Source organism: Bilophila sp. 4_1_30 (genome assembly GCF_000224655.1).
In the GTDB taxonomy this organism is placed as follows: Bacteria; Desulfobacterota; Desulfovibrionia; order Desulfovibrionales; family Desulfovibrionaceae; genus Bilophila; species Bilophila wadsworthia.
In genome coordinates this window covers 34,647-47,988 of record NZ_JH114233.1, presented here as the reverse complement: position 1 = coordinate 47,988, position 13,342 = coordinate 34,647, and the positions used below count along the sequence as shown (strand labels likewise).

Below are 13,342 nucleotides of genomic sequence, written 5' to 3'. Positions count from 1 at the left end.
CGGCAGGTTTTTTTATTGCTCTCTCTCTCTCTCTCTCTCTCTCTCTCTCTCTGCCTGATTTTTCTGGGCCCATTGTCTTCTGTCGATCAGGATAAGAACGCCCCGTGCCGAAACATTGTTTCGGCACGGGGCGTTTTGTTTTTTCAGGAAATCTTGGAAGCACGGCGGACAGATTTTTCTAGTCCATCTTCTCTTGGGAGTTTCCATGTTGCGGAAAGACGATGCGGCATTGAGGCGGGAAGCATGTCCCTTTCATGAAGGCACCGTTCAAGAGAATTTACAAACCATGTGCGGAGCCGTTGTGCGGGGAGAACACTCTCTTGAGTCCTGCATATGGCCGGAGGAAGAATATGATGCGCCCCTTTTTTGTGCATTTGCGGAAGAGGCACCTTTGGACGAAGGCCCTATCCCTTTAGAAATCATTCGGTACGATCCCACGGATTATTTCATAGACGGCAACGGGCGGTTCACGTTTCTCATCGGAAAAGGGGTGTTGGACGTACTGTTGAGACATGGACGGGAAGGCGTTGCCTCCGTTTCGGGGATTGATGTGTTCATTGACACGTCTCTGCCGATAGCCGCCCCCGGTGACCTGAAAGCCTGCCTCGGCCTTTGGGTCGATAGTAATAAACTTTTTGGTTTCACGAAAGATAATGGATGGTTCCTTTCGTACTCTTTGAACGGTCTGCCCAAAGGCGCTGTCGAAATGAGGCACACGGAAGGCGCCATCATGGTGATGGACAAGAAGTCGATACTCAGTCCGGCATGAGAGGCGAACGTTCCGCGGTGTTCGCCAAACGATATTTTTTCATCCACTTAACAGTATTCGGAGCATATGATGGCAGACCTTACTCTCAGACATCCTGCGAATGGAGCCAATCAGGTTATCCCTAGCGAAAAATTTGATCACATCGCGTTCGATTTTCCTGCGGACAGCGTGGTCCTTTCCAAGGAAGGCAATGATCTGCTTCTTTCCTTTGAAGACGGAAGCCGGATTACCCTTACTGATTTTTACACGACATTCTCCAAGGACAGCATCCCGGACTTCATCGTGGATGGAACGTCCGTTTCCGGCTCCGAGTTTTTTGCAGCCCTTAACGAACCCGATCTGATGCCCGCGGCAGGTCCGGCGGTAGCGGCTTCGAACGCCGACGGCGGCCGCTTCCACGAGTACACGGACGCTTCCCTCATGGATGGGGTCGAACGCCTTGGCGGCCTTGATCTCGGCTTGAACCGCGCTGCTGAACCTGATCGTGAATTAGAAGCTTACGGCAACAGAGGCGTGGAGGAAGAGGAGACTGTCGTTGAAGAAGTGATAGTGCCCGAACGCCCGCTGTTCAACGACGCCCCCTCGGGCGGCTCGAGCGTGGTGACCACGGACGAAGGCAACATCCCCGGCATGGGGTCGCAGCACGAGACGTCGGCCACGCAGCCCTTCGGAGCCGCGACGGACGGTTCGTTCCACATGCAGCTGCACGGCGCGGACGCCACGGTGACCATCGGCGGCATCGAATTGAAGGTGGAAAACGGCAAGCTGTACCACAACGGGGTGGAAGTGACGGCGACGCCGCGGTGTCCGTGCCCGACGGCGCGCACGGCACGCTGACGGTGACGGGCATGGATGCGGACGGGACCGTGCACTACACCTATACCCTGACCACGCCCGTGGACGCCACGGGCAACGCGTCCAACCGCCCCGGCGAGGGCGACGCGGGACGCGGGGAGGCCGTGCACGCGGACGCGTTCGACGTGACCATCACGACCACGGGCGGCACGGCGACCGGCCAAATCACGGTGGACGCGCTTGACGACGCGCCCGTGCTGACTGTTCAGGGCGATCGAGGCGAACACGCTGCGGACTCTGCGAGTGGCAGCATTACGGATACATTCATGGTGCATTTCGGTGCGGACGGGCCGGGGGACGCGGCGTTCACGTTCGACGGGCATGCGCTCGAAAAGAACGTTGAAGGCAACTGGCAGTATACGGACCCGGACGGCCTCTACACCATAACCGTCGTCCAGACTGGGACCGACAGCAATGAATTCCGGTATTCCTATACGCTGGAATATGATTCGACCAAGGTCAAGGAAGGATTTGGCGGCGATCTCAAGGTGGTGGCCACGGACGGAGATCTGGATACAGCAACCGATACGGTCCATATCGCCGTCACCAATACCGCTCCAGAAGCGGCGGACAATATCTATGACATCGACAAGGCCGTGGCCGGAGAAAGCATCATCTCCGCATCGGCGAGCGCGGTGCTCGGGGACAGCATCATTACGGTGGGCGGTACTGTAGGCGACCGTATCCATACCGGATGGATGACGGACAAGCAGGATGACGCGTTCTCTGTTTTGGAAGATGGGGTTGCGGGTGACCTTTTCGGCAAGTTCTTCTCGGATCTGGGCGGCAACAACCTGACACTGGATACCTTAAAGGACGCCGCACACATCTACACGTTGAAGATTTCCTCCGGGACGAGTGCTGATCAGGTTCAGGCCGCGGTCAAGTACGCCTCGGAACACAACCTGCTGCTGTACATCGAAGGAGATTTAAACAGTTCGCTGCTGGGGAATACGCCCCTGAATTGCGTCACCATCGTCAACGGCAACCTCTCCATCAACAGTGAAGGGTTCGGCGCGAACAGCTTCTTGTATGTCACGGGCGATGTGCACGCCGGAGAGGATTTCACGGTGAGCGGCGGTTTGGCCGTGGGCGGGGATCTCACGGGGTCCGCATCCATTGAAGTGGAGCATACCGCCGATGTCTTCACGCCCGACAACGTGGTCATCAGCAGCACAGTCCCCTCGGGAGAGGTGCCGAGTACATCGATCACGATCACGTTTGAGGATCTGTTGCACAACGACATGGACAGGGATGACGCGTCCGTGTCCAAGGACGGCCTGCATATCACGGAGATCACCATAGGCGGCAAGACATATACTTCCCATGATGCTTCCACGGACATCTCGTACAACGAGACGACGAAGATCTCGATCGATTGGCAGAAGGGCACGATTTCGGTTACGAATACCGGAAAGAACAGTGAATCTATCCAGTTCGGCTACGGGGTGGAAGACCGGCACGGCGCGACCGACAGCGCAGACATCACCGTCAACGTGACCGCTACGACCGGCGCGGGCTCCATCGGCGACGACCTCCTGCAAGGCGCGACGACGACGGAAAACGTCGCTATGAGTTACAACATCTCATTTGTGTTGGATAAGTCGGGGTCGATGGGGAGTTCCTACTCTACTGCCAAGGAGGCAGTAGCCAATTACATCGAAAAGCTTTGGGATGACATCCAAAATACCGATGCGATTATCAACATTCAAGTCGTCAAGTTCAGTTCAAGTGTTGGATGGGGCGATAACAATACATTTACGTTGGACAAGTCGACGACCTATAAGGAATTACAGGCGTTCCTTAGTGCTCATGTGACTAATAATGATAAGGCGAGCGGGAACACGAACTATGAAGATGCGTTGCTGAAGGCCGAGAGTTGGTTCAACTCTCAGGAAGAAAACGGCTTCGCCAACAGGCTGTACTTTATCTCCGACGGTGAACCGAATCGCCCCTATGGAAAGCCCGTCGAGAGGGCGGAAGCCGTCTATGATCGCATCGTCGGAGACAGCGCCCACCCGGTCGACGTCCACGCCATAGGCATCCTTGGGAATGGCGCGAACGACCTCGACGTGCTCAACAAGTTCGACAACACGGATGGGGCGGATCAGATCCGGAATGCTGGTGAACTGTATGACGCCATCGCCTCGTCCACGGTGACGAAGCCCGTTTCGGACACCATCTTCGCCAACAAGGGCGATGACGTGGTCTTCGGAGACACCGCGCAGTTCAGCGTGGATGGGGCCATCGTCTCCCTCGCGGAGTATGTGAAGGCGCAGCTCGGCTTCAATCCGAGCACGGCCGACGTTATCGACTACGTCCGCGAGCATCCTGAGGAAATAGGCAGCGCGCTGGTTCCGAACGCCAACGAGGGCAAGCCGGACATGCCCGATGCCCTGATCGGCGGGGAAGGCAATGACGTCATGTATGGGCAGGGCGGCAACGATCTGCTCATCGGCGACGGCAGCAATACTTCAGGCGCAGACGATACCCTGCACCGGCTCGCGCAGGAACTCGGCACTCTTACGGGGGGCTCACACGGGGTCACTCCGGCATCCCTGAGCGATGCCATCCTGAATCTGGGCCACGATAGCGCCAAGCTGCATGAGCTTGCGGACTGGTCGGAAAAGCATCTGGAAAACTCGTCCGACGGTGACGATTGGCTGTTCGGTGGCGAAGGGAACGATGTCCTCTTCGGTCTGGGCGGCAATGACCACTTGTACGGCGGCTCTGGAGACGACATCCTTTTTGGCGGCAGCGGAGATGATTACCTCGACGGTGGAGAGGGACGGGATATATTGTTCGGCGGCTCCGGGAACGACATCATCAAGTACGACTCCTCCGACTTCCTTGTGGACGGCGGCGACGGCATCGACTTCCTGATTACCGACAACAAGGACCTGACCCTCGACGATCTGCTGCGGAACACCGATCCGAATAATGGCCCGATCGTCCAAAATGTGGAAGTTCTGATTTCCGGGGACCATGCCTTATCGCTTACGGATACGGCCGGGCTGAAGCAGTACGGCATAGAGCTCGGCCTTGACGGGGACAAGGAAACGCTGACGTTGAGCGATGCATGGACACAGCAGGGCGACGCCTTCGTGAATGCGGATGCGGGCCTTACCATCCAAGTGCATGGCCTCACGCCGGAAACCGTCACGGACGATCAGGCGATGCTCCATAAGTTCATTCTGGAAAACGCGCAGTAACATACACGCATCCTCCCGGATCGACTATACCGCGCAATCCGGGAGGATGCCCGAAGGGCCTATGCGTATCCTCTTTTTGAATTATACTTTTCCCGGACCTCTGGGGACGATGGCCGCCTCGTTGGCCGCACTGCCGGGCAACGAGGTGCTGTTCGCGTCGGAGTACGGGAGGCGGGATTTCTCGCTCCCTGGCGTCAAGAGGGTTCTTCTGAAGAAGCCCAAGGACAGGAAGAAGGCTGCTGTATCGATATCAACCCCCGCCCTTGACGCCGGGGAACGGGATTGGACCATGGCCTATTTGCGCGGCCGGGCCACGGCTTCGTCGCTCATGGGCGTACTTGCGGAAGGGTTTGAGCCCGACATGGTGATCCTGTCGGGTTCTATGGGCAACGGTCTGTTTGTGCGGAACCTGTTCCCGGAAGCTTTCCTTGTCGGGTATGCCGACTGGTATTTTCGGGATGAGGCCGAGACCCGCTATCCTCTCAGCACTATGCCCGACATCCCCCTGGCCCCCCGCAATATCCGCAACACGTTGCAAGCGAAAAACTTTTTTGATTGTAACTGCCATTTTACGACGACGGAATGGCAACGGGAGCAATACCCCGAAGGGATGCGCGGGCTCATTTCCGTACTGCGGAAGTGTGTGGACACGGAGTTTTTCGCTCCGGACCCCGCCAGCCGATTCAGTTTCGGGGACTGTGAACTGACGGAACGACAAGAGATCGTGACCCTTTCCGTGCGGGACGCCGCCCGGTTGCGGGAGGGTGGTTTCTGGTGCGAGCTGCCGTCCCTGCTCTCGGCGCGGCCGGACTGCCATGTGGTTCTTATCAGCACGGGCAAGGAGGTCCGCCTCGATAGCCTCCGGGAAAGCATAGGGGCGTTCCCCTCCGGCATGAGGGGCCGGATCCACCTGCTGGATTTTCTCCCTCCGGGCGCCTACCGGGACCTGTTGCGCGTCTCATCGCTGCATCTCTGCAAAGATATTTCCTTTATGCTGCCTTCCGAACTCTTGGAGGCCATGAGCTGCGGGTGCGTCGTGCTCGCGCCCGATACCGGAGCCGTCCGCGAAGTCCTCAGCGACGGCCAGAACGGTTTTCTGTACCCCTCCGGGCGCAGGATGAATTGGGTCATGCTCATAACCCTGTTGCTCGAAAGGCGATCCGAGCTGCTCTCCATACGCCGGAACGCCCGGAAGACCGTTTTTGGGAAACACAATAAAAATACCCTGTTGCCAAGGCATATTGCTTTCCTGATGGACCGTTACAACCATTGGCGCGCCCAACAAACACAACTCGCGGAGGGAAACGATGCATTCGAATCTACCTCTGCCTAAGCTTCTTGAGATCATTTCGCGGATCGTGAACGACAGCGGATGTACGGTCCGCATCGTCGACGAAATACCTGTGCAGGATAAGGAGATCCGCGAGCTCTGCCTCCAGATTTACGAGCTGCGCCGGGCCGCGCAATCCATCGCGCACGGGGAACTGGGCGTCCATTTCGAAAACTGCGGCTGTATGGCTACGTATTTGAAGGACATCATGGATAGGCTCAAGGCGGTCGAGCGGGGCATCAAGGAACTCGCGGAGGGCGACACACCGGAACTTCCCCGCCTGGGGGCCCTCGGGACGTACTTCGAGCTTATCGGCAATACGCTGCAAGAAAACAGAAGGCTTATCGACAAGTACAGGAACCTGTCCCTGACCGACATGCTGACGGGCCTGCCGAACCGGCGCGGCTTCCTCGCGCTGGCGGAAAAGAACTTTGCCCGCGCAAGCCGCAAACGGCAGAGCATTTCCTTCATCATGGCTGACATCGATCATTTCAAGAAGGTCAACGACCGGCACGGCCATGAGGCGGGGGACGAGGTGTTGCGCGTGGTGGCGCAGCGCTTTCTGGACTGCCTCAGGGTTGAGGATATTTGCTGCCGGTATGGCGGGGAAGAGTTCCTCGTCATGCTGTACGATACGGATGTGATCCGCGCGGCACTGGTTGCGGAACGGCTGCGCAAGAGCATCGCGGGAAAACCGATCTCCGCCAGAGGGGAGGAGATCCGGGTGACGATCAGCCTCGGGGTGACGGAAATCGTCGCTGCCGATTACGCCGGAACGCGGAAATGCCATGCGGAAATACGGCGGGCTGTGCAGGTGTCCGACGCGTTTCTCTACAAAGCCAAGAAAGCGGGCAGGAACAGGGTCGCCGCCAACCTGCCGGAAGAGGATGAGGGGGTGGCGTAGCAAGTCCTCCCGTCTTTCGAAAGGAGAGGGCGCTTGTCGAGGGAAACGCCGATCCGCCTGTGCGCGGTACGGTTTTTTAGGAAAACGCTTGGGGGATGTCCCGAGTGAACGCGTGGGAGAGAGCCACGCAGGAGGGTGGGTTGCCCTCCGGAGGAGCAAAATATGTACGGTAGAGCCTTTGCGATGATCCTTATGACGGCGGTGCTGTGTCTCGGCGGAATGACGAATGCCCCGGCCGCTCCGACCTCCAACGCCGCCGTGACTTCCGCGCCCGTGCGGGAAGGTGCGGTCACCGTCCGGGAAACCGTGGCCGAGACCATCGCCCATCACCGGGGACTCAAGGTCATTCAGGAAAATCTGGATGTGACCCGCTATGAACTGCGCCGGGCAAAGGCCGGATGGGGGCCGAGCGTGGACGCGACCGGGCGCTACGGTGCCAGCCGCCTGAGCGACAATACCACGCGTTCCTACGGTTCGGATAAGGGCATGTACGCGGCGAGCGGCGTGGGCATTACCCTGACCCAGCCCCTGTGGGACGGCTTCGCCACCCGCAGCCGTGTCCGTACTGGAGAAGCCACCGTTGAATCGATGGAATACCGCGTGTTCGACAACGCTACCTCGTTCGGTCTGGATGGCCTCATCGCCCATGTGGACTACCTGCGTCGGCGTGAAATCCTGCGCCTCGCACAGGAAAATGTGGCACGGCATAAGGAAATCCTCGCTTCGCAGCGCGAGCGCCTGAACCTCGGGGCATCCACGACGGCCGACCTGACCCAGACGGAAGGCCGCCTTTCCCGCGCCATGTCCACCCTGACGGACGCCGAGGCTTCGTTGCGCGAAGCCGAAGCCTCCTATATCCGGCTGACCGGGAAGCCCGTGCCCCCGTCGCTTGCGGAAGTATATGTCCCTGAAGGGATGTTTGCCGACCCCGACGCGGTGATGAAGGCGGCTGAGGAAGGGAACCCCAAGCTGAAGGCGTATCTTGCGGACATCCGGGCGGCACGCGGCGAGAAGGAACTTGCACAATCGGCCTACCATCCGAAGATCAATCTTGAGGTTGGGCCGAACTATTCGGATCGCGGCGGCAGGGGGAGCAACTGGACGTCGAGTTTCGACGTCATGGCGACCATGCGTTGGAACCTGTTCAACAGCGGTGCGGATAAGGCCGAGACGGAAGCCGCCGAGTCGCGCATCCGTCAGGCGCGTCAGACCGCCTATAACTTCTTTGATGATTTGAATCTCGAAATCGCGGACACGTGGACCCGTTACATGGCCGCCATTGAACAGCGGAAGTATTATCAGGAAGCGGTCGTTTACAACACGCAGACGCGGGATGCTTATCTGGCGCAGTTCAACCTTGGGCAGCGCAGCCTGCTTGACGTGTTGGACGCCGAGAGCGAGCTCTTCAATTCCGCCACGCAGGAAGCCACGGCGCGCGGGAACGAGATCGTCGGGGCCTATCGGCTGTACGCGCTGGCCGGGCAGTTCCTTCCGGTGCTGAACATAGACGACAAGTCCCTTTACGTTTCCCAGCGCGAAAGTGAACCTTCCAAGTAACCCTGTCTGCCCTTTTTCCGGGGCTCTGCCCCGGACCCCGCCGAGGGGCGCTGCCCCTCGGGACCCCGCAAGGGGGCAGCGCCCCCTTGACCCGGCGGCGCGTTTCCTTTGGCGGCAAGGCCGCCAAAGGAAACGCTTGTATGGTGTAATGGAAGGGAGGGGGAGTATCTTTTTTCGTCTTTTATCGGAAGCCTGTTGAGTGGGATGTGCCTTGAATCCGCCTCAGTTGTGGTATTCCTACGAAGGAACCATTTCTTTTGAATCCATAAAATGATTGCAGTCCGGCGTGGGAAGGCACTCCACTCCCGAAGCGTTTCTTGACTTCCTCGGTTCTCTATGTGTATTTTTAGAAAGGTGCTTCAAAACACCTTTATTCCTTGGCGGCCCGCCGTCCCGTTAGAGTGGCTTTTTTTACGCCTCCGTTTTGGCGTAACCTTTGCCTTATTCTCCGGGTGTGGGCTAATACAAGACCGGCTTGCCGGGAATATGCCCGCCGTTCCAAGGACGGTTTTGAGCACCCGGAGTTTTCTATTTTGAAGGCTCCAATCAAAAAAATCCTTGGAGTGCATCATGTCAGAAACGCCTTTTCCTGTTTCCGCTCCCCCTCCCGATGCGGCATCTCTCGCCGCCCTGCTTCAGAGCGCGGCTCAGGCCCTGCTCCGTTCCGGCACGCCGTCCTAAGAAGAACACCCCGCGCCTGCGAAGGTAGAGCGAATCCAAGAGGAAATCCGCCATTATCGATTTCCTCCTTTGGCTGTGCGCTGTGAAAAAGAACTGTTGGAAGCGGAAGACGCCGAGGAAATGCGGGAATTGCTGTTCAGAGCGTTCTCTTCGCTTGAAACCTTCGCGGATCTTCTGGAACTGATGAACCCCGAGGCCAAGGTGGAAGGCGTGGTGATGCATACGCTGGCCCGGGAATTGCGGCGTATCGGCAGATTGGTGTTCAAGATCCAAGACGCTTACAGCACCGTGGAGCTTGTGGAAGCATAGCCCGACCACGGCAATACAAATTACCAAACGGATAACCCAAAAGGCCCTTAGCGACAAACCGCCAAGGGCCTTTTTTCAACATACCGGGAAAACGGGTGAATCCCATCCATATCGACGGCGGGGGAAATGCCTTTTCCAACTCCCGCCGGAACGAACTTCTTCTGAGCCGCCTCCCCACCAGTCAAAAGTCTTGGGAAAGGTGGGGGGTCCGGGGGGAGGGACAACCCTTCTCCAGAAGGGTTTCCCTTCCCCCGGCACTCCGCGTTCCCCCAAACTATTTGTCCGCAGGTACAGGCTGGAGCAAACCGTCGTCGGGCAGGAAAGGTTCCTCTTCAACGACGGTGGGCTGATCAAGCTCGGCATGGAGGCGTCGCATATCAAGTGCACCTTCCCACTTGGCGACAACGATGGTCGCCACGGAGTTGCCGACGAGGTTGGTCAGCGCGCGGGCTTCGGACATGAAGCGGTCCACGCCGAGGATGAGGGCGATACCGGCCACCGGGATGGTGGGGATGGTCGCCAGCGTAGCGGCGAGGGTGACGAATCCGGAACCCGTGACCCCGGCCGCGCCCTTGGAGGTCAGCAGCAGCACGGCGAGCAGGGTAAGTTCTTCCTTGAGGCTCAGTTCGATGCCGAGGGCCTGCGCGATGAAGATAGCCGCCATCGTCAGATAAATGGAAGTGCCGTCAAGGTTGAACGAGTAGCCGGACGGGACCACGATGCCCACGATGTCCTTGCGCGCGCCCATGTGTTCGAGCTTCGCCATGAGGGTCGGGAGGGCGGATTCGGACGAGGACGTGCCGAGCACGAGCCACAATTCATGGGCGATGTAGCGCAGCAGCTTGACCAGCGAGAACCCGGTGAGGCGGGCGATGATGTTCAGGACGACAAAGACGAACAACAGGCAGGTCAGGTAGAAGCTGCCCATGAGATAGCCGAGGGAGCCGAGCGTGCCGAGGCCGTACTTGCCCACGGTGAAGGCCATAGCGCCGAACGCGCCGAGCGGGGCGAGCTTCATGATGATGTTGATGATGCCGAACAGGGCCGAGGAAGCCTGACGGATGAGCCCGACGATACCGGCGACGCGCTTGCCGAGGGCGGAAAAGGCCGCGCCGCAGAGCAGGGAAATGAGCAGCACCTGGAGGATGTCGCCATTGGCGAACGCGCCTACGATGGTGCCGGGGATGATGTTCATCAGGAAGTCGATGAAGCCGTTGTGTTGGGCCGAAGCGGTGTACTTGGCGATGGCGGCGGTGTCGAGGGACGCGGGATCGACGTGCATTCCCCCACCCGGCTGGAGGGTGTTGACCACCACAAGCCCGATGATAAGGGCCAGGGTCGTCACCGCTTCAAAATAGATGAGCGCTTTGCCGCCGATACGGCCGAGCTTCTTCATATCTTCCATGCCTGCGACGCCGAGGACCACGGTGCAGAAAATGATCGGCGCGATGATCATCTTGATAAGTTTGATGAACCCGTCACCGAGCGGCTTCATGGCCTGAGCGGTCTGGGGATAGAAATGCCCAAGGGCAATACCAAGGAGAATGGCACAAATAACCTGAAAATAAAGAGATTTATACAACGGCTTTTTGGGAGCTTCCATGATTTCCTCCTGCGGGCGCCGGGACGAACAAGGAGCTCTCCCCTGTTTTTGGGGAGCACGTTCGGCGGGCGCATGTTTCCGGGTGTCCGCTCACGGGGAGGACAGAGGATTCTGTCCGTTTCGCGGCGCGGGCGCGACAGGGCCAAGGGTGGGAGTGTCCTTTGCACGATTGCCGGATGGCGTCATGTGCGGAAAGGCCGTCAGTCGATCATCGCGGGAGGAGGCAGAGGGAATACGACAAGGCCCCGCCAAGAGGGGCGGAGAGGGAGGGGGACCACCGCCGGAAGCCCTGCGGACAGGAGCGGCGGGAGCATAGAGGGAGCGGTGCTTTGTCCGGCGTCGTGCGCCGGGGCGTCGTTGTCCTTTGGGGAAAGTTCGTGCCCGCGGACGTGCGGGACGCGCACCTGCGTCTGGATCAGCAAGGGCTGATAGACGTCTTGAATGACCGTTTCGTATTGCGTCGGAGCGTGGCGGAATGCGCCTTTCTCCGGCTCGTGGGCATCGGCGCGCGGGCACCAGCAGCCTGCCGCCAGCAACGTGGCAAACAGGATGAACAGGTGCAGAGGCTGGAAAAGGCGTCTTTTCATGGTCTTTCCGCGCGACTAAACATGAATAGGGTTTCTTTGATCCTATATCGGCGCTCCCGTTTTGGGTCAAGGAAAAACGGGAAAAAGATGGAGTGAAAAAGAGCACTTGCTGCAAGGCATTTTTGTAACTTGCCTGAATACCATTTGAAAAGAAAACGCTTGCCGGGAAAGAATTTTTCGGGACATTGGAATGGCGTTACAATATTTCCTTTTTTTCAAAAAAAGAGTGTGTATTAAAAGAATGTTACAAAGGGATACTCTCAAAATCCCGGATTTTGCCATGTACGCAAAGGAACAGCTTTTGAGGGGTGTGCCTGGTTGTTTGGTCAACAAAGAGAAGCGGAAAGGAAAAGGGAAGAAGAACTTGAGGAAGGAGAGAACTTGTCTAGAAAGTTCTCTCCTTCCTCAAAGGCTTTTAATGTTATCAACTTATTGTTGTTCTTTCTAACGGAAGAGAGGAGCAGAGCGTTTTTTGTTTGAAGGCGGGAGCGGTCAAAGGCAAATTGCTCTTCCTTTTTGGGGAAAGAAGGGCGCGGTGCCCTCTTATTGGCTCCCCTTATTCCTCCAGCTTGAGCAGCCGCCCGGCAACGATGAGGAAGGCTTCACGGGCTTGCGCGGCGATAAGCTGGTTGGCGAGGCCGAGGCCGTCACAGTAGTTCCGCCCGAGCCGGGTAGGTTCGATGCCGCCGAGCCCGGTTTCGCCGGAAACAACCACCCATCGGCAACCGGAAGAGCGGATTACGTCGAGCAGCGCTTCCGTCTCGCGGCGTACAGCACTCTCGAAAGCGCTGAGATTTTCGGGATCAGGCAGGCTGAACAGGATATTCGATACCCACAAGGTGATGCAGTCCAGTAAAACGGTGGGAGTCCCTGCCGTGTTACGGAATTCCGCAAGGGCGGTGCCAATGTGCTTTCCAAGCTGGAGCGGAGATTCGAGCGTCCGCCAGTTTTCCGGGCGGCGGGCACGGTGCCGCCGGATGCGTTCCGTCATCGAAGGATCGTCCGGCCGTGCTTCAGCTGTAGCGACATACAGCACCGGCCCGTTGGCCCGTTGAAAAACCCGGGCCTCCGCGCGTGCGCTTTTGCCGCTCCGCGTGCCGCCGAGATAGAGGGTTAAATCAGGCTTATCCATAAATATTGGCCTTTGCGGATCGGGAGCCCCTTCGGAAAAAGGTTCCCGGCTGCGTCATTTTTTTATGCGGGAAAATGTTGCATCGGTGGCTTGCCATGAGTCAAGCGCAAACACTTTCCCCATGCGAAACATTCATTTTTCTGATGTTGTTGGCTCTGCCATAGGATGTATAGAACAGACGGCTTTCTTCATTTCCCGCAGCACAGCCACGCTTTTAATGCTTCAACCGTTTTTTTAAGCCATTATGGCGCCATTCCCATTGAAAATGCGGCTGTCTTCCCATGCTTGGGAAAACCTGTGAAAAGGGATTCGATAAGGTCAAAAGTCTTTGAAGATGGAGGGGTGGGGTTTGGGGAGGGGAGGAAGGGACCTTCTCCAGAAAGTCCCTTCCTCCCCTCCCCAA

At 58.0% G+C, this 13,342-nt stretch carries 10 protein-coding genes; 7 read left to right on the top strand and 3 right to left on the bottom strand.

Annotation, left to right across the window (positions count from 1 at the left end):
• Positions 1–205: 205 nt before the first annotated feature.
• The 7 genes from HMPREF0178_RS12315 (at position 206) to HMPREF0178_RS22585 (ending at position 9,617) form a co-directional block, all read left to right on the top strand.
• Complete coding sequence (locus tag HMPREF0178_RS12315) at positions 206–769, top strand: hypothetical protein (protein ID WP_009368366.1); 564 nt, start codon at positions 206–208, stop codon at positions 767–769.
• 69 nt (positions 770–838) lie between these two features.
• Positions 839–1,606, top strand: coding sequence for a hypothetical protein (locus HMPREF0178_RS12310; protein ID WP_009368365.1), 768 nt, complete (start codon positions 839–841; stop codon positions 1,604–1,606).
• On the top strand, positions 1,573–4,836 hold the full coding sequence (locus tag HMPREF0178_RS12305; RefSeq protein WP_009368364.1) for a VWA domain-containing protein: 3,264 nt from the start codon (positions 1,573–1,575) through the stop codon (positions 4,834–4,836). The genes HMPREF0178_RS12310 and HMPREF0178_RS12305 overlap by 34 nt, the downstream gene beginning before the upstream one ends.
• A gap of 61 nt (positions 4,837–4,897) precedes the next feature.
• Complete coding sequence (locus HMPREF0178_RS12300) at positions 4,898–6,169, top strand: glycosyltransferase (RefSeq protein ID WP_009368363.1); 1,272 nt, start codon at positions 4,898–4,900, stop codon at positions 6,167–6,169.
• Positions 6,144–7,070, top strand: a complete 927-nt coding sequence (locus HMPREF0178_RS12295; RefSeq protein ID WP_009368362.1) for a GGDEF domain-containing protein — start codon at positions 6,144–6,146, stop codon at positions 7,068–7,070. The genes HMPREF0178_RS12300 and HMPREF0178_RS12295 overlap by 26 nt, the downstream gene beginning before the upstream one ends.
• A gap of 162 nt (positions 7,071–7,232) precedes the next feature.
• Positions 7,233–8,627, top strand: coding sequence for a TolC family outer membrane protein (locus HMPREF0178_RS12290; protein WP_009368361.1), 1,395 nt, complete (start codon positions 7,233–7,235; stop codon positions 8,625–8,627).
• A gap of 750 nt (positions 8,628–9,377) precedes the next feature.
• Entirely contained in the window at positions 9,378–9,617 is a 240-nt protein-coding gene (locus tag HMPREF0178_RS22585) for a hypothetical protein (RefSeq protein ID WP_232281268.1), read from the top strand.
• 274 nt (positions 9,618–9,891) lie between these two features.
• Here the strand turns inward: HMPREF0178_RS22585 and HMPREF0178_RS12280 are convergent, their stop codons facing one another.
• The 3 genes from HMPREF0178_RS12280 to HMPREF0178_RS12270 all read right to left on the bottom strand — a co-directional run bounded on the left by HMPREF0178_RS12280 (position 9,892) and on the right by HMPREF0178_RS12270 (position 12,939).
• Entirely contained in the window at positions 9,892–11,220 is a 1,329-nt protein-coding gene (locus HMPREF0178_RS12280) for a dicarboxylate/amino acid:cation symporter (RefSeq protein WP_009368358.1), read from the bottom strand.
• A 200-nt stretch (positions 11,221–11,420) separates the two neighbouring features.
• Positions 11,421–11,807, bottom strand: coding sequence for a hypothetical protein (locus HMPREF0178_RS12275; RefSeq protein WP_009368357.1), 387 nt, complete (start codon positions 11,805–11,807; stop codon positions 11,421–11,423).
• Positions 11,808–12,363: 556 nt separating this feature from the next.
• A complete protein-coding gene (locus tag HMPREF0178_RS12270; protein ID WP_009368356.1) occupies positions 12,364–12,939 on the bottom strand; it encodes a bifunctional adenosylcobinamide kinase/adenosylcobinamide-phosphate guanylyltransferase in 576 nt (191 codons plus the stop codon).
• Between the last annotated feature and the right edge of the window lie 403 nt (positions 12,940–13,342).

What these genes read in the sequence shown, in the direction of transcription:
- HMPREF0178_RS12315 (WP_009368366.1), top strand. Translation starts at nt 206, where the DNA reads ATGTTGCGGAAAGACGATGCGGCATTGAGGCGGGAAGCATGTCCCTTT.
- HMPREF0178_RS12310 (WP_009368365.1), top strand. Translation starts at nt 839, where the DNA reads ATGGCAGACCTTACTCTCAGACATCCTGCGAATGGAGCCAATCAGGTT.
- HMPREF0178_RS12300 (WP_009368363.1), top strand. Translation starts at nt 4,898, where the DNA reads ATGCGTATCCTCTTTTTGAATTATACTTTTCCCGGACCTCTGGGGACG.
- HMPREF0178_RS12295 (WP_009368362.1), top strand. Translation starts at nt 6,144, where the DNA reads ATGCATTCGAATCTACCTCTGCCTAAGCTTCTTGAGATCATTTCGCGG.
- HMPREF0178_RS12290 (WP_009368361.1), top strand. Translation starts at nt 7,233, where the DNA reads ATGTACGGTAGAGCCTTTGCGATGATCCTTATGACGGCGGTGCTGTGT.
- HMPREF0178_RS12280 (WP_009368358.1), bottom strand. Translation starts at nt 11,220, where the DNA reads ATGGAAGCTCCCAAAAAGCCGTTGTATAAATCTCTTTATTTTCAGGTT.
- HMPREF0178_RS12275 (WP_009368357.1), bottom strand. Translation starts at nt 11,807, where the DNA reads ATGAAAAGACGCCTTTTCCAGCCTCTGCACCTGTTCATCCTGTTTGCC.
- HMPREF0178_RS12270 (WP_009368356.1), bottom strand. Translation starts at nt 12,939, where the DNA reads ATGGATAAGCCTGATTTAACCCTCTATCTCGGCGGCACGCGGAGCGGC.